This window comes from Leucobacter exalbidus (assembly GCF_017834145.1).
Classification (GTDB): Bacteria; Actinomycetota; Actinomycetes; order Actinomycetales; family Microbacteriaceae; genus Leucobacter; species Leucobacter exalbidus.
Map to the genome: position 1 here is coordinate 2387135 of NZ_JAFIDA010000001.1, position 22578 is coordinate 2409712.

General features: G+C 63.0%; 17 protein-coding genes and 1 riboswitch. Of the genes, 12 read left to right on the forward strand and 5 right to left on the reverse strand.

Features of this window, described 5'->3' with window-relative positions; genetic code table 11:
* Positions 1–48 precede the first annotated feature (48 nt).
* From JOF28_RS10890 to JOF28_RS10920, 7 genes are all read left to right on the forward strand, one after another.
* Positions 49–1632, forward strand: coding sequence for an ABC transporter substrate-binding protein (locus JOF28_RS10890; protein WP_209705768.1), 1584 nt, complete (start codon positions 49–51; stop codon positions 1630–1632).
* 16 nt (positions 1633–1648) lie between these two features.
* Positions 1649–2671 carry an ABC transporter permease gene (locus tag JOF28_RS10895; RefSeq protein ID WP_209705769.1) on the forward strand — a complete coding sequence of 341 codons (1023 nt, stop codon included), beginning with the start codon at positions 1649–1651 and terminating at the stop codon, positions 2669–2671.
* 32 nt (positions 2672–2703) lie between these two features.
* Positions 2704–5349 carry an ABC transporter ATP-binding protein/permease gene (locus JOF28_RS10900; protein ID WP_209705770.1) on the forward strand — a complete coding sequence of 882 codons (2646 nt, stop codon included), beginning with the start codon at positions 2704–2706 and terminating at the stop codon, positions 5347–5349.
* A complete protein-coding gene (locus JOF28_RS10905; RefSeq protein ID WP_209705771.1) occupies positions 5346–6548 on the forward strand; it encodes a M20 metallopeptidase family protein in 1203 nt (400 codons plus the stop codon). Before JOF28_RS10900 ends, JOF28_RS10905 begins: the two co-directional genes overlap by 4 nt.
* Positions 6549–6655: 107 nt before the next feature.
* A complete protein-coding gene (locus JOF28_RS10910) occupies positions 6656–7198 on the forward strand; it encodes a flavin reductase family protein (protein ID WP_209705772.1) in 543 nt (180 codons plus the stop codon).
* A gap of 72 nt (positions 7199–7270) precedes the next feature.
* Complete coding sequence (gene hpaB / locus JOF28_RS10915; protein WP_209705773.1) at positions 7271–8725, forward strand: 4-hydroxyphenylacetate 3-monooxygenase, oxygenase component; 1455 nt, start codon at positions 7271–7273, stop codon at positions 8723–8725.
* A 5-nt stretch (positions 8726–8730) separates the two neighbouring features.
* Complete coding sequence (locus JOF28_RS10920) at positions 8731–9933, forward strand: M20 metallopeptidase family protein (RefSeq protein ID WP_209705774.1); 1203 nt, start codon at positions 8731–8733, stop codon at positions 9931–9933.
* A gap of 126 nt (positions 9934–10059) precedes the next feature.
* On the opposite strand, the gene JOF28_RS10925 is transcribed toward JOF28_RS10920, so the two are convergent.
* Positions 10060–11478, reverse strand: a complete 1419-nt coding sequence (locus JOF28_RS10925; protein WP_209705775.1) for an APC family permease — start codon at positions 11476–11478, stop codon at positions 10060–10062.
* Positions 11479–11714: 236 nt separating this feature from the next.
* On the reverse strand, positions 11715–13340 hold the full coding sequence (locus JOF28_RS10930) for an amidohydrolase (protein WP_209705776.1): 1626 nt from the start codon (positions 13338–13340) through the stop codon (positions 11715–11717).
* Between the two features lie 241 nt (positions 13341–13581).
* On the opposite strand from JOF28_RS10930, the gene JOF28_RS10935 reads away from it, so the two are divergent.
* On the forward strand, positions 13582–14271 hold the full coding sequence (locus tag JOF28_RS10935) for a TetR/AcrR family transcriptional regulator (protein ID WP_342452153.1): 690 nt from the start codon (positions 13582–13584) through the stop codon (positions 14269–14271).
* 91 nt (positions 14272–14362) lie between these two features.
* Here JOF28_RS10935 and purU read toward each other — a convergent pair whose 3' ends face one another.
* On the reverse strand, positions 14363–15247 hold the full coding sequence (gene purU / locus JOF28_RS10940) for a formyltetrahydrofolate deformylase (protein WP_209705777.1): 885 nt from the start codon (positions 15245–15247) through the stop codon (positions 14363–14365).
* Between the two features lie 218 nt (positions 15248–15465).
* Positions 15466–15548: riboswitch (ZMP/ZTP riboswitch) on the forward strand.
* A gap of 17 nt (positions 15549–15565) precedes the next feature.
* Here purU and glyA point away from each other — a divergent pair.
* From glyA to JOF28_RS10960, 4 genes are all read left to right on the forward strand, one after another.
* Positions 15566–16849 (forward strand): serine hydroxymethyltransferase, encoded by a 1284-nt coding sequence (gene glyA / locus JOF28_RS10945; RefSeq protein WP_209705778.1) that lies wholly within the window; start codon positions 15566–15568, stop codon positions 16847–16849.
* A gap of 5 nt (positions 16850–16854) precedes the next feature.
* The gene (locus JOF28_RS10950) at positions 16855–17751 is read left to right on the forward strand and encodes a bifunctional methylenetetrahydrofolate dehydrogenase/methenyltetrahydrofolate cyclohydrolase (RefSeq protein WP_209705779.1); all 897 of its coding nucleotides are present in this window, start codon (positions 16855–16857) and stop codon (positions 17749–17751) included.
* A 312-nt stretch (positions 17752–18063) separates the two neighbouring features.
* On the forward strand, positions 18064–18786 hold the full coding sequence (locus JOF28_RS10955; RefSeq protein ID WP_209705780.1) for a hypothetical protein: 723 nt from the start codon (positions 18064–18066) through the stop codon (positions 18784–18786).
* Positions 18787–18879: 93 nt separating this feature from the next.
* On the forward strand, positions 18880–19590 hold the full coding sequence (locus JOF28_RS10960) for a VTT domain-containing protein (protein WP_209705781.1): 711 nt from the start codon (positions 18880–18882) through the stop codon (positions 19588–19590).
* A gap of 48 nt (positions 19591–19638) precedes the next feature.
* Here JOF28_RS10960 and JOF28_RS10965 read toward each other — a convergent pair whose 3' ends face one another.
* Together JOF28_RS10965 and JOF28_RS10970 are read right to left on the reverse strand one after the other, a co-directional pair.
* Complete coding sequence (locus JOF28_RS10965) at positions 19639–21543, reverse strand: glycerophosphodiester phosphodiesterase family protein (RefSeq protein WP_209705782.1); 1905 nt, start codon at positions 21541–21543, stop codon at positions 19639–19641.
* Positions 21540–22484, reverse strand: coding sequence for an oxygenase MpaB family protein (locus JOF28_RS10970; protein ID WP_342452154.1), 945 nt, complete (start codon positions 22482–22484; stop codon positions 21540–21542). Before JOF28_RS10970 ends, JOF28_RS10965 begins: the two co-directional genes overlap by 4 nt.
* Between the last annotated feature and the right edge of the window lie 94 nt (positions 22485–22578).

A 22578-nucleotide genomic window follows, 5' to 3' on the forward strand; every position in this document is an offset into this window, starting at 1 on the left:
ATTAGTGTTATCTTGCAGTGAGGCAAGATCTCAACGAGAGGAAATGCAATGAAGCGAAACACCGCCGCAGTTGTCGGTGCTCTAGGAATTATTGCGCTCGCAGTCACCGGATGCAGTGCATCGTCAGGTGCCGGCGGGGGAGAAGCTGCCCCCGTCGACGGCGCAAAGATCAAGGTCGCAGTCAGCAAGGATCCGGGAGCGATTAACCCGATTCTCAACGCCACGGGTGCGGGCACAGATATCGCTGCCTACGGCTATGATTCCCTGCTGTCATTCGCGGCGGGCAAACCTGCTTCAGGCGTGCTTGCAGAATCCTGGGAAGAGTCCCCGACCGAAGCCACGTTCACGCTCAAAGAAGGCATCCTGTGCCAGGACGGCACTGAGCTGACCGCCAGCGACGTGAAGGCTACCTTCGAGTACGCCAACGAAAACGGTTCACCCTACATTGGAGTGTATTTCGACCCCGAGGTCGCCATCGACGCAGATGACGCCGCACGCACGGTCAAGTTCACCAACCCCGCCCCCGATAGTTTCTTGGCACAGAGCGTGGGCGCCCTGCCCATCGTGTGCGCCTCAGGCCTCGAAGATCCCGCCAAACTTGACACCGAACAGTTTGGTACTGGTGCCTACAAGCTGGTGGATGTCGCCCCCGGGCAGAACTACACCTTTGAGCTGCGCGACGACTACACCTGGGGCCCCGACGGGGTTACTAGCGACACCGAGGGTTTGCCTGCAACGGTAGAAGTTTCGGTGGTTGAAAGTGATGCCACTCGTGCAAATATGATGCAGTCGGGTGAGCTTGATATTGCCACGGTCACGGGCACCGAGCGTGATCGTCTGCAGAGTGAAGACTTTGCGCAGGTACTTGAACTTCCTCTGCGCCCGGGTCTCGTGTTCTTTAACCAGAACGAAGGTCGCGCCACCAACGACCTCGCGGTACGCACGGCCATAGCAAACGCGCTCGACCGTGATGAGATCGGCAACGTCTCTTCATCGGGCCGCGGCGCGCAGCTCGTCACTCTCGTGCCTGAGATCGGCGCAGCCTGCACCGCAATGGATAGTTCTGCTGCCCTGCCTGCGTTTGACACTGCGGCTTCTGAGAAGGGTCTCGACGCAGCCGGCTGGAAGGTCGGGTCGGATGGAATCCGCGAGAAGGATGGCAAGAAGCTCAGCATCAAGCTGCTCTACCCTGTCAACGAAAGCGCCAGCGTCACCGCAGCAATTGAGCTGATGCAGGTCAAGCTGAAGGTAGTGGGCATCGACGGTGTTCCCACGCCGACTCCCGCTTACACCGACGTTATTTTCAGCGGTGGCGACTGGGATCTCGTCTGGGCTCCGATCTTTACGAGCCTCCCCAGTAACTGGGCTGGCATCCTGGGCGGAGACTTCCCGCCCAACGGTGGCAACTGGACGTACAACACCAACGAAGAATACTTCGATCTCGTAGCTGAGGCCAGCAAGCTTGCTGGCGAAGACAGCTGCGGAGCGTGGGAAAAGGCGCAGGACTCACTCTTCTCTAACCTAGAGATTCTGCCCTTCTACTCAGGCACCGAAACCGCGTATGGAACAAATGCCGAGTTTGCTTACTCGAAAGAGTCGCTCTCGCCGATTTCCATCCGAGTCGTGAAGTAACTACAGAAACCCGCATATGACGACGCAGCCACTCACTCTGCAGTCGAGCGGCAACGCTGCGGCCCTGGGAACTCCCCGGGGCCGCAGCGGTAACCGCTGGCTGAAATTCCTCCTTCGACGCATGGTGCGCATGGTGGTGTCACTTTTTGTGATCGTCACTGCGGCATTTATGGTGCTCCGTCTCGCAGGCGGTGACCCGGTGCGCTCAGCGCTCGGGCCCACCGTCGATGAGGCAGTCGTACAAGCAAAGCGAGATGCACTGGGCCTTAATGACCCCATCCTCGTGCAATTCTGGAACTATCTCGTCGGGCTCCTTCACGGAGACCTCGGCGCCTCTCTCATCACGGGCCGTTCCGTGACAGAGCTCGTTGAGTTTCGGCTGCCCGCAACACTGCAGCTGGCAGGCCTCGCATTCGTGCTCGTGCTCATCGTGGCGGTGCCGCTCGGGCTCTCGATTGCCTTGCTTACCCAGGGCGGTAAGCGACGCGGCACCGAGCTCACCTTCACCAGCGTGACCGGTGTGCTCGCCGCAGTACCCGAGTACCTTCTGGCGGTGTTCATGGTGCTGATCTTCTCGGTCACGTTGAAGCTGTTGCCTGTCGCGGGTAACTCAGAGCCACAGTCATACATCTTGCCGGTGCTCGCACTGGCGCTCGGATCTTCGGCGTCACTGTCTCGTATTGCTCGTATCGAAGCGCTGAACACGCTGTCTGAGGACTACATCCGTACGGCCCGTTCAAAGCGCCTACCCGCGTGGATGGTTAATTTTCGGCACGCGCTTCCCAACATGCTTACCGCCACGCTCACGCTGGGAGGCTCGTTGCTGGCTTCCATGATTGTGGGCAGTGTGCTCGTCGAGCAGGTCTTTAACTGGCCTGGTCTGGGATCCGCCTTCGTGCAGGCCATCGTGACCAAGGATTACGGCATCGTGCAAGGTCTTGCAATTGTGTATGCCTCCATTATTTTGGTCGTCAACTTCGTCGTCGATATCGTGCTTTCGCTCATCGACCGACGCACTACTCTTCTGGAGACGGCATGACATCCCGACGCAGTTCATTCTGGCGCTCGCCAATGGCGGCCCTTTCAGGGGGCATCGTCACGCTGCTGGCTTTGCTCGCCATTTTCGCCCCCATTTTTTGGGGCGAAGCCGCCGCGACTCCGGATCCGACTGCGCTGCTGCAGTCCCCGAGCGCAGCGCATCCGCTCGGCACCGATAGTCTCGGTCGCGATCTGCTGTTGCGCACATTGGTCGCGACCCGCACCTCACTCGTCATGGCACTCATCGCCACCGCATGCGGTGCCGTAGCCGGGCTTATTCTGGGTGCGTTGCCCGCTGTGCTGGGCGTGCGTGCGCAGCGTGCTTTCAGCGCGGTCATCAATACCTGGCTCGCATTCCCTGTGCTGCTTGTCGCCATGCTCACCGTGATTCTGCTCGGGGCGGGTCCTGCAACCTCAGTGATCGCACTCGCGCTCACGATGACACCGTCCTTTGCGCGACTCGCTCAAACGCTGTCTTCTCGTGTGGGCGGTTCTGAGTATCTCGCCGCCGCAAAAATGTTGGGTGTCTCTAAGCCCCGCCAGTATCTCAAGTACGTGCTGCCGAATATTGGTGAGCCGGTCATCGTCAATGTGACCATCTCTATTGGTGGCGGTTTGCTCGCGCTCTCGAGCCTGAGTTTCTTGGGCGTCGGTATTCAGCCGCCCGAGTATGACTGGGGTCGCATGCTCAACGAGGGCTTTGCGCAGGTCTACAGTCAGCCTTCGGCGGTGGTGGGCCCTGGTGTGCTCGTCGTCCTCGCCGGTTTGTCGTTTGGCATGTTGGGCGAGGCGCTCGCCTCACACATGCGGCAGCAGGGCCGAGGCCGTATGCTCTCGGCACGTAAACTCGGCCCCGCGCCGAGCGCGAAGGCCGATGCGATCGAAGGCAATCCGGTGCTCAGCGTGCCTGGCAGCGCCTCAGGGCACAACGCCGGCAGCGAAGTGCAGCCCCTGCTCGAGGTCGAAGGCCTCGCGGTCTCATTCCCTGGCGAAGAAGGGTGGATTCGCCCCGTGAGCAACGTGTCCTTCTCCATCATGCCCGGTGAACTCGTCGGGGTGGTGGGTGAATCGGGCAGCGGTAAGAGCGTCACCATGATGTCTGTGGCTCAACTTGCGCCAGCCAACGCCGCAGTAACCGCCACCAAGCTGAAGTTCAACGGGCAGGAGCTTTCCCACCTCTCGGCCGTCGAAGCAGGGCAGGTGCTCGGAACTCAGGTTGGCGTCATCTTCCAGGATTCATTGACCGCGCTGAACCCGGCATTGCGGGTAGGTACCCAGCTCGCTGAGGTGCCTCGCGTGCACGAACACGTGAGTCGTAAAGTTGCCCATGCGCGGGCCGTCGCAGCTCTGGACGAAGTGCGCATCCCAGAGCCCGAGCGTCGGGCTATGCAATTTCCGCACGAGTTCTCGGGCGGCATGCGGCAGCGCTCCCTCATTGCGATGGCGCAGATTGGCAGCCCGTCTCTCATCATCGCCGACGAGCCCACTACCGCGCTAGATGTCACCGTTCAGCAGCGAGTGCTGGCCCTGCTCCGCGCTAAGTGCGAGGAAACTGGCGCCGCTGCCATTGTGATCTCCCACGACATTGCGGTGCTCGCTGAGCTCTGCTCACGCATCCTCGTGATGTACAAGGGCGAGATCGTTGAAAATATTGACGTACGAGATCTGCCGCATCCTGAGCGACTGCAACACCCGTATTCGCGAGCGCTCGTCGAATGCATGCCTGATTTGACGACGGACCGGTCGCTGCCCCTGGCAACCATCCCCGAGGATCCTCAGTACCTCACGGAGTCGGTTGATGATGAACACCCCACATGGGAACGTAAGCCAACACAGCTCATCAGCGTGGTGGAAGACGGTGCTGCTGCGCGTCGAGGCGCAGACCTGGTGGTTGATGATCTCGTCGTGACGTTTGGGCATGGAGCTAAGGCTTTCAACGCGGTCGACGGCGTATCATTCGAGCTCGCAAGCGGTTCTGTCCTCGGGTTGGTGGGCGAATCCGGATCGGGGAAATCCACGGTGGCGCGTACCATCGCAGGCCTGCAGCCTGCGACTGCTGGCCGCGTGAGTATCGGAGGCGATGATCTCTTGCGCACCGCAGGGGTGAACCGGCTCGAGCGGGCACGTGATGTCCAAATGATTTTCCAGGATCCGTATTCATCGCTCAACCCGCGCATGAACGTGCGCGAGGTACTCGATGAGGTGCTGATGACCCATGGCATGACGAACGCGCGTGAACGACGCACCCAAGTGTCTGAGCTGCTCGACCTTGTACGGCTGCGTGCCAATACAGCTGACCTCTACCCCGGTCAGATGTCGGGCGGTATGCGCCAGCGTGTGGCGATCGCTCGATGCCTCGCAGCTAAACCACGGCTCATCATCGCCGACGAAATTACTTCGGCGCTCGATGCTTCAGTACAGGGTGCAGTGCTGAACCTGATTCGTGAATTGCAGCGCGAACTCGATATCTCGATGCTGTTCATCACGCACAACCTGGCAGCGGTGCGATATATCGCAGACCGCACCGCCGTCATGCAGCACGGCCGCATTGTCGAGATTGCTGATCCAGACAAGCTCGTGCGTGCGCCTGAACACCCCTACACCCAGACCCTGGTCGACGCGATTCCCCGCATCGACAACGCGGGCACTGATGCGCTACTGAGGAGTCTCAGAACATGAACGCCGACACCACCTTGCTGACCGCGTTGAGGGCAGGCGCCGAGGCTATGCTCCCCGAGTTAGTTGCGCTCAGGCGCGAGATTCACCGTGATCCGGAGCTGGGGTTGGCGTTACCGCGCACGCAACAGCGCGTGCTCGAGGCCCTCGATATCGAGGGTGTCGAGCTCTTGAAGGGGCAGCAGATCGGTTCAGTAATTGGCATTGTGCGCGGTGCGCTGCCCGGTGAAACAGTCATCTTGCGCGGCGACATGGATGCTTTGCCGATGCGTGAACGCACGGGGCTTGATTACGCGGCCGAGGGCGACGCGATGCATGCCTGCGGTCATGACCTGCATGTCGCGGGGCTTGTCGGTGCCGGTCGACTGCTCGCTGCCCACCGTGACCAGCTCGCAGGTACCGTCGTGCTCATGTTCCAGCCGGGCGAAGAGGTCGGCGATGGCGCGCGGTTGATGCTTGAAGAAGGCTTGCTGAGCGTGGTAGACCCTGCGCCAAGCTCGGCATACGCGATTCACGTAGTACCCGGGGAATACGGGTACTTCTCGACGAAGCCGGGGCCGATAATGGCCGGATCACTGGAATTCGGTATCACCGTGAAGGGCCGTGGCGGCCATGCCTCCGCACCCCATCTGGCGATTGATCCGGTGCCGGTGGCCGCCGATATTGTGGGCGCGCTGCAGGCATTTGTGACGCGCACGTTTAGCGTGTTTGACCCGGTGGTGCTGTCGGTGACGCAGCTGTCGACTGGGGGCAGCGCGCGCAACGTGATTCCTGATGCGGTTGAGATGGGCGGCACCATTCGGGTGCTCTCGGCCGAGACCCAGCGGACGGTCGAAGAACAGCTGCCCGCGCTGGTCGAGGGGCTTTGTGCGGCCCGAGGATGCGAAGGCGAAATTGAACTGAATCTACTGTGCCCCAGCACTGTCAACGACGTCGAACGCACCGAGCACGCGCGGGCTGCGCTGGGGGCGGCGTTCGGAGAAGACCGAGTGTGGGAATCACCGGCTCCAGTGATGGGGTCAGAAGATTTCGCCTACGTATTACGCGAGGTGCCGGGCACCTTGCTGTTCTTGCGTGCAACACCTGCCGATATAGATCTTGCACAAGCCGCCCCGAATCATTCGCCCGAGGTGGTGTTCGATGACGCCATACTGGCTGATCAGGCGATCGCGCTGGCCGCTCTCGCGCTGGTGAAAGCATAAACGGCGCCAGTACCGCATTGCGCCCTTCGATGTAATCCATTATATTGAATTACATCGAAGGGGATCCAATGGTGGATCCTCCGTAAATACACGGAAGTGGGGCGCGCATGAGTCCGAAGCGCAATGACATCGGTGAATTTCAAGAGGGCTCGAAGCTCTATCACCCGCCGCAGCATCACTTCCGTGGCAGCTTGGGTCGCTTCGCCACAGGGGTGGCCGTGGTGACGTTTATTGGTCCCGAGGGTGAGCGGCGTGGCATCACGATCAATTCATTCACTTCGATATCAATGGATCCGCCTCTTGTTCTTGCGTCGATCGGTACGCAGGCTCGGTCGCATGAAGATCTCAAGGGCCGCCCCTTCACCGTGAACATCCTTGGTGCTCAGCAGCAGGCCCTCGCGAGCGAATTTGCGGGCCGCCCTGGATCAGCTGAGCCCACCTGGATAGAGGGGGAGCACGCACCCCGACTGGGCGGCACGATTAGCTGGTTCGAGTGCACCCCGTGGGCTGAATACCCGGGCGGTGACCACACCATGTTTTTGGGTGAAGTGCAGAACTACGACTACAGCAGAGGCGATGCCCTGGGGTTTGTGGGCGGTCAGTTCACGACCATTTCAGAGCTCGCCGGCGGTCAAGAAGAACTGTTCTAAACACCGCGCACTGTGGGCACAGGCCCGCGTTTCTTCCTCAATGACGACAGAATCTCAGAAACGGAGCGTGTGATGAGCATTCGCACTGGCCAGCAGTACCTCGACCGACTTAACGAGCGGACGGGGCAGATTTATCTCGACGGAGAGCTGATCTCCACCAACATTGCTGAGCACCCGAAGCTTGCGCCGGGGGCTCGCGCTTTCGCCAAGCTCTATGACATGCAACACGACCCCGCACACCGTGACGTGCTGACATTTGAGTCGCCGACGAGTGGTGAACGCGTCAGCACGTCGTTCCTGGTGCCGCGCACCGAAGCTGATTTGGTGCAGCGCCGAGAAGCAATGGCATTGGTTGCTCGCTCATCGCATGGCTTCTTAGGGCGCACAGGTGACTACATGAACAGCGCGCTCGCGGCGCTGTCAAGCGCCAAAACTTTCTTCGAGCAGGCAGACCCCGTGTTTGGCGAGCGCATTGAACGCTACACCGAGTATGTCCGTGAAAATGATCTCCTCACCGCCCACGCACTCATCACCCCGCAGGCAAACCGCGCCGAAACCGGTAGCCAGCCGATGGGTGACTCCCGCATTGCCGCGCGCATCGTCGAAGAACGTGAGGACGGCATCGTTGTGCGGGGCGCCCGCATGCTGGCCACTAATGCCCCGATCGCAGACGAGCTGCTCGTGTTCCCCTCAACCGTGTTGCGTGGAGCCCCGCAAGACGCACCCTACTCGTATGCGTTTGCCGTGCCGAGCGATGCCCCCGGCCTGAAGTATTACTGCCGCGCTCCGCTGCACGCCGGGGCTGGCAGCCTCGACGAGCCTCTGGCGAGTCGATTTGAGGAGCTTGACGCCTTTGTGGTGTTCGATGACGTGTTCGTACCGAACGACCGTATCTTCATGTTGGGGAATCCACGGCTGCGCAATGAGTGGTACTCGGCCACGGGAGCTGGCGCGCTGATGACGCACCAGGTGGTGTGCCGCACACTCGCGAAAACAGAGTTCTATCTTGGTCTTGCCGCTGAACTCGCCGATGCAATTGGCATTGAAGATTTCCAGCACATTCAAGAAGATCTCGGTGAGCTCATCACATATGTCGAGCTTGAGCGTGCGCTGTTGCGTGCCTCCGAAACTGAAGGTGAAGTAAGTGCAGACGGCGTCTACCTGCCCAAATGGAGCACGCTGAACGCCGCCCGCAACTGGTATCCCAAGAGTGTCTCGCAGCGGTTGCCCGAGATCATACGTAAGTTCTCAGCATCGGGTCTTATGGCCTTGCCGAGCGAAGCCGACCTCGATAACCCTGACGAGCGAGCAGATCTTGACCGGTACCTACAGGGTGCACGGGTTGACGCTCAAAGTCGCATTCGCCTGTTCAAACTTGCACTGGACGCCTCAGTTTCGGGTTTCGCTGGTCGTGAAAGCCTGTACGAGTATTACTTCTTCGGTGACCCTGTGCGAATGAAAACAGCACTTGTGAAGGGCTACGATTTTGGCGTCGTGCGTGAACGTGTACGCGAACTGTTGGTGTGAGCGGCATGACGATTGAAGTTCATGTTCGTGAAGCCCTGCGCATTCGTGCTGCCTCATTGCAGCCCGAGCTCGTGGAACTACGTCGCGCACTGCACCGCATTCCAGAGCCTGGGTTTGAGGTGCCGCTGACTCAGCAAGCGGTGCTCGAGGCGCTGGCTGGGCTGCCGCTTCAGATCACCACCGGTGCTTCGCTCGGATCGGTGACGGCGGTGCTCACGGGTGCGCGCCCGGGGCCGAGCGTGCTGTTGCGCGGGGACATGGACGCCCTGCCCATTGCCGAGGAAACGGGCCTTCCATATGCCGCGACGAATGGCGCCATGCATGCGTGCGGGCATGATCTGCACGTGGCAGGCCTCGTAGGAGCGGCGAAGTTGCTGTGTGAAATGCAGGCTGATCTTGCCGGGTCGGTCGTTTTCATGTTTCAACCTGGTGAGGAAGCTGGGGGCGGTGCACCGCGCATGATTACGGAGGGCGTACTTGAAGCGGCGGGTAGCCGGGTCGAGGCCGCCTACGGCATTCACGTGCTGCCAGGGGTGCGCGGTACTTTTCAAACCAAACCAGGCCCGCTGATGGGCGGCGCTAATTTGTTCACCGTGACGGTGCACGGCAAGGGCGGCCACGGGTCGCGGCCGCACGAAGCGATTGATCCGGTGCCGGTGCTGGCCGAGATGATCCTCGCGCTGCAGAGCTACGCCACACGCCGGCTGTCGCCCAATGACCCTGCGATCATCTCGGTGACCAAGCTGTCAGGGAGCAGCGCGGTGAATATTATTGCCGACGAGGCTTCCTTCTCGGCGACAGTGCGTACGTTGTCTCGTGATGTGCTCGAACAGCTGCGAGTCGGCCTGCCTCGCATGGTCGCTCTGATCGCCGAGGCTCACGGCTGCACGGTCGATGCAAATTTCACGGTCGTTTATCCGGTCACAGTGAATGATCATGCGGCGACCAGCGGCGCCATCGACGCGCTCACAGAAACATTTGGTGCAGAGCGAGTGGAGACGCTCACCGCTCCGATTATGGCATCTGAGGATTTCTCATTTGTGCTCGACGAAGTGCCAGGAACGTTTCTGTTCTTGGGTGCTACGCCGCCAGAGATCGACCCTGCAGATGCTGAAATGAACCACTCGCCGCGTGCGCAATTTGATGATGCGGTGCTGGGGGATCAAGCTGTGGCGCTCGCGGTACTCGCGCTGCAGCATCTAAGCTGACAGGACAAGGCTCATGCCGCATCTGCGGCAAAGTGAAGCGCTTTGACGTGCTCATATAAAACGCGCGGCGGTGCGCTGTTCTGAATGTTTAGAACAGTGCACCGCCGCGTATCGCTGCGCGAGAACCTACCCGCGGTCGCCGTGCAGCGGGTACTCCTCGCCGAGCTGATCGATCTGCTCGGTGGTGGGGTCACTCTCTGAGAAGTCCATCATGGGCACGGGGCGCTTGAAGCCGCCCGTGACGATCGCGATGATGACGACGCCGACGGCGACCCAGATGCCGCCCACGAGCCAGGTAGTCGCCTCGAGTGACGTCCACAGCCAGATGGTGAGGGCGAAGCCGATGAGCGGGGCGACGCCGTGCACCAGAATCGAGCGGGCGGTGAGGGGCTGCCTGCGGCCGCCGCGGGGAAACAGGTAGGTGCGAATCACCGACAGGTTGACCATTGCGAACGCGGCGAGTGCACCGAAGCTGATCATAAAGGCGACAACGTCGAGCGACAGGAACAGCGCCGACAGCGCAAACACCGAGACGACGACCGCGGCGACCACCGGGGTGCCGAAGCGGCGGTGCAGGCGCGAGAGCGGGCGGGGCAGCATGCCGTCGCGGCCCATGGCGTACAGAATGCGAGACACCGACACCTGGCCGGTCATGCCCGAGCCGAATGCGCCGACGACGTAGACGGCCACGAAGAATGCGGTGAAGGCCTGGCCGCCGATGTTGTCCATCACGGTGACGCCGGCCGCGTCAACCTCAGCGGTGGTGAGCGCCGCCCAATCGGGGGCGTAGGCAATAGCGCCAGCCCACGAGACGAGAATAAACATGAATCCGCCGACCAGCGTCGACAGCACGATGGCGCGCGGAATATCCTTGCGCGGGTTCTTGGCTTCCTCAGACAGCGTCGATACGGCGTCAAAGCCCAAGAACGAGAGTGCGAGGATGGCGGCGCCCGAGGCCACCGCACCGATGCCGCCCTCACCGAAGGTGAAAGGTTCGAGCAGGCCGATCTCAGTGTTGCCGCCGATCGCGTGCTTAAACGCGAGCACCACGAACACGATCACCAAAATGACCGACAGCGCGATGATCGCGATATTGAGCTTATTGACGAGCGTGATGCCCAGCACGTTGAACAGCAGCACGAGCAGCAGCGCCGCGAGCGTGAACGCCCACGCGGGAATCGAGGAAAACTGCGTGTTGAGATAAATGCCAATGAGCATGAAGTTGATCATCGGAATGAAGAGGTAATCGAGCAGCATCACCCAGCCGGTGAGAAAGCCCGCAGCGCCGCCAAACGACTGCTGTGTGTAGGTGTAGGCCGATCCGGCGACGGGGTACCGGCGCACCATGGCGCCGTAGCTGGCCGCGGTGAAGAGCATCGCGACGACCGCGACGACGTATGACGCGGGCAGGTGGCCGTCAGTTTCTTGGTTGACGATGCCGTAGGTGGTGAAGACCGTGATCACGGTCATGTAGGTGACGCCGAACAGGGTGAGTCCGACGAGGCCCAGGGAACGTTTGAGTTTTGGGCTCTGAGAATCGCTCACAGTATCTCCTTTGATAGTGCACATGCGCGGGTCGCAAGATGACCCAGTGGCTCAAGTTTAGCGCGGATTCCTCAAAAATGAACAGTGTTCTCTGGGTGCTGGGAACGCGAATTTTGATCCGGATCCCGCCGCATACGCCGCAACGGCGCTTGCTCCGTATCGAATCGAGGATTCGAGGGAGCAATCGCCGTTGCTGGGCGTACTGCGGAGCGCGCTGCCGGTCGCGAGTTGCCGCGCTAGTTCTTGGCGTAGGTTACATCGCCCGCAAGCCAGGTGCCGCGTACTTCAAGCTCGGGCACCAGCTCGGGGGCCACCTCGAGTGGGTTCGCCGAGAGCCACACGAGGTCAGCGACCCGCCCCACCTCGAGGGATCCGCGATCGTGCGCGAGTGCCTGGCGCGCAATGCCCTCGGTGTATGCCGCGTAGGCGGTGGCGGGCGAAATGCACTCGTCGGGCAGCCACGTGGGGTCTTCAGGGTTCGTGACATCGCGGCGCGTGACGGCGGTCGCGAACGCCGGGCGCCAATCCTTCGTGGTGACGGGCCAATCGCTGCCAAACGACACCGTCGCACCCGAGCGCGCAATCGAGCCGATCAGGTACTGCCACGAGTCGCGGTCGTGCCCAATATGGGGGATCGTGAGCGACTGCATCACCGCGTCGCACTGCGCCCAGTAGGGCTCAAAGTTGGCGATCACGCCGAGCTGCGCAAACCGCTCAACATCGGCGGGGGCGAGCATCGCGACGTGCGCGACGACGTGGTGGCGGTCGCGCCCGGGGTCGACGTCGCGCGCCGCCTCGAGCGCGTCGAGGGCGATGCGCACCGCGCGATCACCGATCGCGTGCAGGTGCAGCTGGAAGCCCGCGGCATCGAGCGCGGCCACGGCCGCGGTCAGATCGTCTTCGCTCCAGTTCGCCAGCCCGCGATCACCCGGGGTGTCTGCGTAGTCATCGGTGAGGGCGGCGGTGTGGTTCTCGATGACGCCGTCAACAAAGAACTTGATGGTCTCGGCGCTCAAGCGCGGGTGTGCGAGCGCGCGAATCTCCTTGCGCACCGCGATGAACTCGGCGATCTGCTCGCGCCAGTTCGCGGGGTCGGCGCGCAACGCCAGGTTGACGCGCGTGTGTAGCCGGTCGGTGCGGGCGGCGACGCGGTAGGTGTCAAGATCTGCGGGATCAACCCACGCATCTTGCACCCACGTCGTGCCCTGCTCGGCGTACGCCAGCGTCGCGGCCTCGAGGGCGCTCACGCGCGTCTCGAGGGCAAAGGCGGGCACCACGTTCGCGAGCAAATCGTTCGCCGCGGCCTCCTGCAAGGTGCCCAGCGGGGCGCCGTTCTTGCGGCGCAAAATGCGACCGAGCTCGGGGTCAGGGGTGTCTGCCGTGATGCCCGCGGCCTTGAGGGCCGCCGTGTTTACCCACACCGTGTGGTAATCCCACGACCGCAGCACGGTGGGCGTATCGCCCGTCACCTCGTCGAGCCAGCGGGCATCAAACCGGCCGCCAGGCGCAAACGTCGCGTCGTAACTGGCGCCCACGATCCACTCGGCGCTGGGGTTCTGCTGCTTCCACGTCTTCACAGCATCGAGGATCCCCGCGAGATCCTTCGCCTCGCGCACCGCGGGGCCCTGGGCCTCGAGGCCGCCGAGCACGGGGTGCGCGTGGCCCTCACCCACGGCAGGGGCAAGCGTGCCGCCCGCAAGATCGATGGTCTGTGCGCCATCTTGCGAGGCGAGATCGAGGGCCGCGCACCCGTGGGCCACCACGCGCCCGGCCTCGATGGCCAATGCCTCGGTGAGCTCAGTACTGCCATCGGCTCGCGCTGCCACCACAATGGTGCCGCCGGTAAACACGGTGAGGGTCATATCGGGGTCCTTAAGCGTTTGGAGCTGGGGTGCGTGCGGGCGCGGGTTGCAGCGGCAAATGCAGCTGCGGTGACGCGGCGCAAAAACTTGTTAAATGAACGTCGTTCTTTTAACCTCGAGTTGACCCTAGTCGAATCTTAGGCGCCGCGCAATCAGTTGTCAGTCGCGCAATCTGCCCGGCCAGACGCGCGCACCCGGGGCCGCACGCACGGGATACAGTGGCAGCAACGATAGGAGCAACGTGGCACACCTAGAACGCACCGAGCCTGGCGCCGACACCGCGAAACGCAGCGTGGGCAGGCCGAAGCAGAGCGTTCTGTCATCGCGCCTCATCATGGAAACCGGGCTGCAACTCATCGACGAGAACGGCGCCGAGGGGGCCGGTATGCGCGCCATCGCGAAGCGCCTCGGCGTGCGCCCGTCAGCCCTGTACAACCACATCAGCGGCCAGGCAGAACTGGTCGCGGGGGTGCGCGAACTCATCTGCGAACGCATCTCAACCGAAGCTTTTGACCGCCTGCCGTGGGACGAAGGGCTCGAGGAGTGGGCGCGGCACTACCGCGCGGCCTTCGCCTCGCACCCCGCAACGATCGCGCTGCTCGCCGTGACCCCCCTGATGGGCGCGGGCTCAACGACCCACATGTACGACCGCGTCGTCGAAGCGCTCGTGCGCGGCGGATGGGCTGAAGACCGCGTGCTCGTGATGATCGTGGCGCTCGAGTCGTTTATCTTGGGGTCGGCCCTCGACCTCGCCGCGGCCGACGACATGCTCGATCCGGGGCCCGAAAGCGACGCCGAATCATTCGGGCGCGCGTATCGAGCGCGCGCCGATTCCCTCGCCAGTCATGCCGTGCGCCCGGCAGACGCCTCGTTCGAGGTCGGCCTGCGCGCCCTCATCGCGGGCTTTCGGGCCGAGCTCGCTGGCGTGTAATGACACAAAACAGGCCCCGGATCACTGATGATCCGGAGCCTGCTGCGCATGAATTTCGTGCGATTGCCTGGTGCTATGCGGTTGCCCGGTGCTAGCGGAAGATAATCGTGCGCTCACCGTCGGCGAGCACGCGGTTCTCGGCAAACCACTTAACTGCGTTGCGCAGCGCGCGCGACTCGATGTCTTGGCCGAGCAGCGTGAGCTCGCGCACCGAATACGAGTGATCCACGCGCACGGTGTCTTGCTCGATGATCGGGCCCTCGTCGAGATCTGAGGTCACGAAGTGCGCGGTGGCACCGATGAGCTTCACGCCGCGCTGGTGCGCCTGCTTGTAGGGGTTGGCACCCTTGAATCCGGGCAAGAACGAGTGGTGAATGTTGATGGCCTTACCCGCGAGCGCTTCGCACAGCTCGGGGGAGAGGATCTGCATGTAGCGGGCGAGCACGACGAGCTCGATGTTCTGCTCTTCAACGACCTCGAGCACGCGGGCCTCGAACGCGGCCTTGTCTTCTTTGCCTGCGATGGCGCGGTGCTCGAAGGGCACGTTGTAGAACTCGGCGATGTCGCGCACGGCCTCGTGGTTCGAGAGCACCAGGGGCACCTCGATCGACAGCTGACCGCCGCGCTGACGGTACAGCAGGTCGTTGACGCAGTGAGTGGCCGTCGACGCGAGCAGCAGGGTGCGCACTGGGCGACCGGCGCGGTCGAGGCGCCAGGTCATGTGGTACCGCTCGGTCACGGGCGCGAGGGCCGATGCGAAGCGGGCATCGAAGGTGTCGGGCTGGGCGACGGCCTCAACCTGCAGGCGCATGAAGAAACGACCGGTGTCTGCAGAAGCGAACTGCTGGCTCTCGGCGATGTTGCCGCCCGCCGCGACGATCGCACCGCTGATCGCGTGCACGATGCCCGGGCCGTCGATGCAAGAAAGGGTCAATACCCACTGAGAGTTAGCGTTGGTTGCTTCAAGAGAGGTCACGGTATTCAAGGTTATCCGATTGTGCTGAAAGGGTTGGTGTGGGGCTGGTGACGTGCACGGGCGCATCGAACGACGTCAGCCAGGACGTCAGCCAGAGAGTCGCGACGTCAGCCTGCGAGCACTTCGGATCGTGACCGGGGAAGCGCGCCCGGGAAGTAACGCCAGATGACGCAATATCAGATAGTCGCGCCCACTCTAAAGGCGAGAGTTGCTAAGCTATGAAGCGTCGTGACTGGCGTGCAGATGGGCCACCATCGGGGAACGACATCTTTAGTCAAGGCCGCTCGCCTGGGTCGCAAAATTCATGGAGGAAGATCTATGTCAACCCAGTCAGAATTCTTTAACGAGCCGCTCGAAACTGTCGATCCTGAGATCGCAGCAGTTCTCAAGAACGAGCTTGGCCGTCAGCGCAACACGCTCGAGATGATTGCGAGCGAGAACTTCGTACCGCGCGCGATCCTCGAAGCGCAGGGCTCGGTGCTCACCAACAAGTACGCCGAGGGCTACCCCGGCCGCCGCTACTACGGTGGCTGCGAATTCGTCGACGTTGCAGAGGATCTCGCACGCGACCGCGCAAAGTCGCTCTTCGGCGCCGCATACGCCAACGTGCAGCCCCACTCGGGCGCCTCGGCCAACGCCGCAGTGCTCTCGGCAATCGCTGAGCCCGGCGACACCATCCTCGGCCTCGAGCTGTCACACGGTGGCCACCTCACCCACGGCATGAAGCTGAACTTCTCGGGCAAGCTCTACAACGTCGCCTCGTACGGCGTTGACCCCGAGACGTTCCTCGTCGACATGGACGTTGTGCGCCAGAAGGCACTCGAGACCAAGCCCAAGGTCATCATCGCTGGCTGGTCGGCATACCCCCGCACGCTCGACTTCGCCGCATTCCGCGCGATTGCCGACGAAGTGGGCGCCACCCTGTGGGTAGACATGGCTCACTTCGCTGGCCTCGTTGCCGCGGGCCTGTACCCCAACCCGGTGCCCCACGCACACGTTGTTTCGTCGACCGTGCACAAGACCATCGGCGGCCCCCGCTCGGGCTTCATCCTCACGAACGACCTTGAGCTCTACAAGAAGATCAACTCGAACGTGTTCCCCGGCCAGCAGGGCGGCCCGCTAATGCATGTCATCGCTGCCAAGGCAACCGCGTTCAAGCTCGCCGCCACCGACGAGTTCAAGGATCGCCAGGTGCGCACCCTCTCAGGCTCGAAGCTGCTCGCTGCCGCGCTCACGACCGAGGCCTCGAAGGCTGCCGGCGTTGACGTGCTCACCGGCGGCACCGACGTGCACCTCGTGCTCGCCGATCTGCGCCACTCGTCACTCGACGGCCAGCAGGCCGAAGACGCGCTGCACAACGTGGGCATCACGGTGAACCGCAACTCGGTTCCCTTCGACCCCCGCCCGCCGATGGTTACCAGCGGCCTGCGCATCGGTACCCCCGCACTCGCGACCCGTGGCTTCGGCGACGTAGAGTTCGCTGAGGTTGCCGACATCATCGCGCTCACGCTGCAGCAGACGGGCGACCTTGAGGCGCTGAAGGCTCGCGTTACCGCGCTTGCCGACGCATTCCCCCTCTACCCCGGCCTGGAGCAGTGGTAACCCACGTGACTGATTCTCAGCAGACCGCTCAGAAGCTTGATGGCACCGCCGCTGCGGCCGCCATCAAAGCTGAGCTCACCGAGCGTGTAGCCGCGCTCGCCGCGCAGGGCGTTGTGCCCGGGCTCGCCACTGTGCTCGTGGGCGCAGACCCCGGGTCGCAGTGGTACGTCGCGGGCAAGCACCGCGACTGCGCCGAGGTGGGTATTTCGTCGCTCAAGCGCGAGCTGCCCGAGACGGTCACCCAGGAGGAACTTGAGGTCGTCATTGCCGAGCTCAACGCGAACCCCGAGTGCACCGGTTACATCGTGCAGCTACCGCTGCCCAAACACATCGACACCGATCGCATTCTCGAGTGCATCGATCCCAATAAGGATGCCGATGGGCTGCACCCGACTAACCTCGGGCGCCTCGTGCTCAACGCCAACACCGAGATCACCTCGCCGCTGCCGTGCACGCCGCGCGGTGTGATCGAGCTCGTTGAGCGCAACGGTCTGTCGTGGGCTGGCAAGCACGTGGTCGTGGTGGGTCGCGGGGTAACCGTGGGCCGTCCGATCGGGCCGCTGCTCACGCGCCGCGAGTACAACGCAACCGTGACGCTCACCCACACGGGCACGAAGGATCTCGGCGCTGAACTGCGTCGGGCCGACGTGATCGTGGCCGCCGCTGGTGTCGAAGGCATCGTGCGGGCAGAAGACGTGAAGCCGGGCGCGATCGTGCTCGACGTGGGCGTCTCGCGCAAAACTGATCCCGAGACCGGCAAGAGCCGCGTCGTGGGTGACGTCGATCCCGCCGTCGCAAACGTCGCATCGTGGATCTCACCCAATCCGGGTGGGGTCGGTCCGATGACCCGCGCACTGCTGCTCAAGAACGTGGTTGAGATGGCTGAGCGCGCTCAGGCGTAACGAAGCAACTGGCTCCGGATCACCCGGTGCCGCACACAGGCCCCTGGTCATCACTTCTGAGTGGTGGCCAGGGGCCTGTGTGGTTTTGGCTGCGGTGGTCGGTGGGCAGAGATGAATGGCGCGGCGTTGAGTGGTGGCGGGGTCAGCTTGCTCCCACCGGTGGGAAGTCATAGCCTAGCCAGAGGAAGCCTCCCGCCAATCAATAGCGTGCGTGAGGCGTGGGCCATCACAAATGATCGGAAGATTATGCGAAACCTGCGGCAGCAACGAAGCCGAGTAATGTTCAGTCTGTTACTGGTCGCAGGGTGCGCAGTGACAACGGTGGGTTGCGGCGCGAGCTCGCAGTCGGAAAAACCCGTCGCGGTTGAAGCGCCGGCCGAGAAATCGTCGAGCGATGTGCAGCGCAAAGCTGAGGTCGACGAGCTGACCCGCATGCAAGCGGCTGAGATTGAGCGGGCCGAGGCTGCCGCGCAGCAAGAGGCCGAAGATGCCGCGAAGACCGCGACCGCAAAAGCGGAGAAGGAAGCCGCGGCTGCTCAGAAAGCGGCTGATGCACGAGCAGCCGAAGCCGCTGCTGCCACCGCGGGGCTGGGCAGCTGCGAAGAGCTGTTGCCGATCGACCAGGCCCGCGCAGAGCTGGAGGTCGATACCGTTCAGTTCTCCGAACAGTCCAACGATGCCGCGCGAGTGATCACCCATGGCGCCTATGGCCCCGCGGCGACTGCCGCCTTCTCTGCCGCAACTGACGCGCGTAGTTGTGTGTGGGTGATTCCCCAGTCAGACGGCTTTTTGTACTTCACCGTGGCCACGATCCCAGACGAAGCCCGCGAACAGTTCTTGGCAGCGTTGCGTGCTTCGGACTATGTCGAGTCAGCGGAACACGGCGTGCCTTCGTTCGAGCTCATGGTAGACGGCGTGGGGTGGGGCGGCGGCGAAGGCCCCGTACGATTCGCGTTTGTCGGGCCGCACGTCTACACCTCAGCGGCGTTCACCGGGCAGACGCTGATGGGGCGAGTCATACCTGCGCTCAGATAGGGCGTGCCCGTACGTAGCATCACAGGCAGCGGCGGTCGCGGGCAGCTGCGAGTTCTCGCCCCGTTCGCAGATGCCCGCTGGTAACGTGAACTCGTGACTGCATACGCTGTGATTTCTGCGCTCCCCGCCCTGCTCGGTATCGACTGGCTCGACCCCGAAACGCTGTTGAGGGCCGGTGGCTGGGCCGCACTGATCCTCGCGTGCGCGTTCGTGTTCCTTGAAACCGGCGTGCTCGTGCTCGCGTTCTTGCCCGGTGACTCCCTGCTGTTCACGGTGGGCCTGTTTACCGCGACCGGCATCATTGACGTGCCGATCTGGATCACCTGCGTGCTGCTGTTCTGCTTCGCCTTTGCCGGTGATCAGCTGGGCTTCACGATCGGGCGCAAGCTCGGCCCGGCCATCTTCAAAAAAGAGAAGAGCAAGTTCTTCAACCCCGAGAACGTTGAGCGCACGCACGTTTTCTTTGAAAAGCACGGCCCCAAGGCGATCATCATCGCCCGCTTCCTGCCCGTGTTTCGTGCCTTTGTGCCGGCCGCAGCCGGCATCGGCAACATGAGCCGCCGCCACTTTGCCGCTTACAACGCGATCGGTGCCCTGCTGTGGGCGGTCGGTGTCACCCTGCTGGGCTTCTTCCTCGGGCAGATCGAGTTTGTGCGCGAGTACAGCGAGATCTTCATTATCGTGCTCGTGCTGATCCCCGGTGTGCCGATCCTCTTCGAGCTGTGGCGTGCATTCCTCAGCTGGCGCGCGAAGCGCAAGGCCGAAGCTGCAGGCATGGCTGGAGACGTGGCCGACGCCGAATAACGTGCTGAAGGGGTGGCGTGCTGACGAGAGGTCGGCGCGCCACCCTTTTCATACGACCGTGATGAAGCGGCTGAGCGTGTCAAAGAGCAGGCTCGCGAGGCCGGTTTCCCGCTGCATCTCGGTGCGCGCCTGCAGCCCGAGATCGGGGCGATCTGAGACGATGCCGTCGCTGTCGCGGCGCAGATGTTCGCGAATACCCGGTTCGTCGTTGACCGTCCACGCCATGAACCCGAGGCCGGCATCCCACGCCTCATCCTGCAACTCTTGAGTGGCCGTCCACTGCTCAACCACGATGAAGTCGGCTGGGGTATTCGGAATACCTCCGCCCGCCACGGGCATGGTGTAGCCCACCGACAGGTTGGGGCGCAGCGTCTTTAACCTAGCGACGCTGGCAGGGTCAAGCGAGTGATAGATATTTGATTCGAGAGCGCCCAGCGATTCGAGCTCAGTGACGAGCCGGTCGACATGGTCGGGGGTCTCTGCGCCGCTGAGCTTGATCTCGATGAGCAGTGGCATCTCGATTTCGAGCGCCCGGGTGACGTAGTCGGCGAAACTGGGAATGGGTGCCTGGTGGCCATGCATATCGTGCACGGTGATGCCGGTGAGCTCATCAAGGGTGAGATCTTTCACCGCATCGCTGCGATCAGCGAGCCGGTCAAGCGTTGCATCGTGCATCGCGACAAACTCACCATCCCGCGTCTGCATGACGTCCATTTCCACCAGGTCGGCGCCCGCCGTGGCCGCGGCTTCGAGACCCGCAATCGTGTTCTCGACGCCGCCCTCACTGAACCCGCGATGCCCGAGCACGAGGGTGCTGGGCTGCTCTGTGAGCTGAGCAAGGGTGCCCATACTCGCCGACCCCAAGATGAGCGCCATGACGATGGCTCCCGCCGCCACACCCCAGTTGATCGCCCGGCTGCCAGCCGGTGACGGTGAGGTGGCGCGCGCAGGGGGAGGGGAGAGCGCTGCTGCGGGTGCGTCTCGGGGTGCTTCGTGCCCCAGCGGCTGGGGCTCACGCGTCGCCAACGTCACCCCGGTGGGCAGCTGGGCGGCCGAACGTGCCACGCGGGCCATCAAAATTGCCGCGATGAATGCGGTCACCAATCCGGTCAGCAGGAAACCTGCGACCTGCGCGACCCCGAGGGAGTACGCGGCGACCACGTGCGACATTGCCGGCGCGACCGCATCAGTGAGCGCGGTGGGCAGCACCGCCACAAATATGAGGGCCGTCGCGGCCACGGCGGCCACCGCGAGCACGGTCACCACCGCGCACACGAGTGAAGCCTGGGTGCGCAGCCCACGGGTCAACCGCCAACTTGACCTGGCCGAGCGGCCGCCAGAGGTGAGCACGAAGATGGGAACAGTGAGCGCCCAACGAATATTAAGCACCACCAGTGTGAGGGAGAACACCGCGAGCACGACGATGCCGGTGGAGCTCTTGGTGAGCTCTGCACCGAACGACGGCGGCAGCGCGATGCCCTGCGTGAACGCCGAGACAAACCCAAAACCGGTGAAGGGTACGAGTAAGAAGAGGTACAGCACGAGTGACGCCGAGCGCGGCCGCAGCAGTTCGCGAGCCACCCGACCCAGCTCGCCAGCAAACTCACGCAGGGTGAGGTGGGGCCAGCGCAGCAACACCACGACCGACGTGAACTGCATGGACAGCAGCCAAAATGCGACGATCACAATGACGGCGATCAACGCGAGCGTGAAGGGGATGCCGGTGGCCGAACTGAAACTGCTCATGTCGAGCCCGTGCATGCCACCGGCGCGCAGCGCCTCACGAAACAGCCACGAGATGACCGGCAGCGCAACAACCAAGATCAGGGCCTGCGAGACCAAGATCAGCCCGGCGAGACGCGCCCCGCCCGCGCGCACCATGCCCCAACCCTGAGATAGGAGAGCACGATACTCGCGCCAGACGCCCGGCCGATCCATCGTTTGGGGGTTCATCGCTTGCGGCGCAGCTTGCTATACGGGTGCGTCTGCACCCGCTCGGTGACCTCGGTAATGAGGTCCTGCGATGTCTTGCCCGTGCGCGAGGCAGCGATGAAGCGGCGGGTGACCTTTGCCGCGGCGCGCAGGTTCATGGGGCGACCATCGATCCCAAACAGCAGCAGCGCCCAGTCGGGCAGCAGTGAAAGAATGCCGTCTTGAATGTTGACGCCGACCCACACTTTGACGGGGTTGCCCGATAGTGCGGGTTTGCGCAGATTGCGTGAGATCTCCGCCGCGGGCAGTGTCAGTGCCATCCACTGTTTGTTGTCATCGATGTACGCGTCGAGCCTCGCACGGTCACCCGGCAGAAACGACGGTTCGGTGATGCCCACGAGCCGGGCCGCCGTGTGCTGCTCAACGATGAACCTGTTTTGCTCGGCGAGGGTGAGCAACGGGCCAAAAGCGTCGGCCGCGCGCAGCACGCCATAAACGATGCAGTTGTGGGTCCATGCGAGCCACTCTTGGTTATCGGCGCGCAGCTCTTCGCCGGTGCGGGGATCCACCCAGGTGCTCGCGGCGTGCAGTCGCTGCACGGCCTCGCCCGCAGCATCGGCGTGGGCGCGATCACCAAACACGGTGGTGTCGATGTATCGGCCGGTGCGCTCGCCGCGACCCTCAACGTCAGTGGCGTAACTGCTGCTGCCCTCAAATACGCGCATCATCATGGGGTTCAGCGACTGTAACAACAGCGCCGCCACCCCTCCCAGTTTTGAGGCGGGGTCTGAGAATAAGCGCCAGCTGATGCTGTCGGGCCCGAAATAGCCGACATCAACGCCGGCATCAGCGCGGGAAGCGTCGCTTGATCCGGAGCCCATGGAAGTTGAGCCCGCAGCAGTAGCGCCCGCGCCCGAAATGGCAGCTGGCCCTGCAGCTGGCCCTGACCCGCTGTGAGTCACGGGGCATCCCGCGGCGAGCGTGCTGGCGGCACCCCCAGCCGCTGAAGCGTGAGTGTGCGGTCCGTCGGCAGTAGCCATCGCAAGTCCCCCTTGA

Excerpts from the sequence above, each read along its gene's own strand:
- JOF28_RS10890 (WP_209705768.1), top strand. The coding sequence starts at position 49 with ATGAAGCGAAACACCGCCGCAGTTGTCGGTGCTCTAGGAATTATTGCG.
- JOF28_RS10895 (WP_209705769.1), top strand. The coding sequence starts at position 1,649 with ATGACGACGCAGCCACTCACTCTGCAGTCGAGCGGCAACGCTGCGGCC.
- JOF28_RS10900 (WP_209705770.1), top strand. The coding sequence starts at position 2,704 with ATGGCGGCCCTTTCAGGGGGCATCGTCACGCTGCTGGCTTTGCTCGCC.
- JOF28_RS10905 (WP_209705771.1), top strand. The coding sequence starts at position 5,346 with ATGAACGCCGACACCACCTTGCTGACCGCGTTGAGGGCAGGCGCCGAG.
- JOF28_RS10910 (WP_209705772.1), top strand. The coding sequence starts at position 6,656 with ATGAGTCCGAAGCGCAATGACATCGGTGAATTTCAAGAGGGCTCGAAG.
- hpaB (WP_209705773.1), top strand. The coding sequence starts at position 7,271 with ATGAGCATTCGCACTGGCCAGCAGTACCTCGACCGACTTAACGAGCGG.
- JOF28_RS10920 (WP_209705774.1), top strand. The coding sequence starts at position 8,731 with ATGACGATTGAAGTTCATGTTCGTGAAGCCCTGCGCATTCGTGCTGCC.
- JOF28_RS10930 (WP_209705776.1), bottom strand. The coding sequence starts at position 13,340 with ATGACCCTCACCGTGTTTACCGGCGGCACCATTGTGGTGGCAGCGCGA.
- glyA (WP_209705778.1), top strand. The coding sequence starts at position 15,566 with ATGTCAACCCAGTCAGAATTCTTTAACGAGCCGCTCGAAACTGTCGAT.
- JOF28_RS10965 (WP_209705782.1), bottom strand. The coding sequence starts at position 21,543 with ATGAACCCCCAAACGATGGATCGGCCGGGCGTCTGGCGCGAGTATCGT.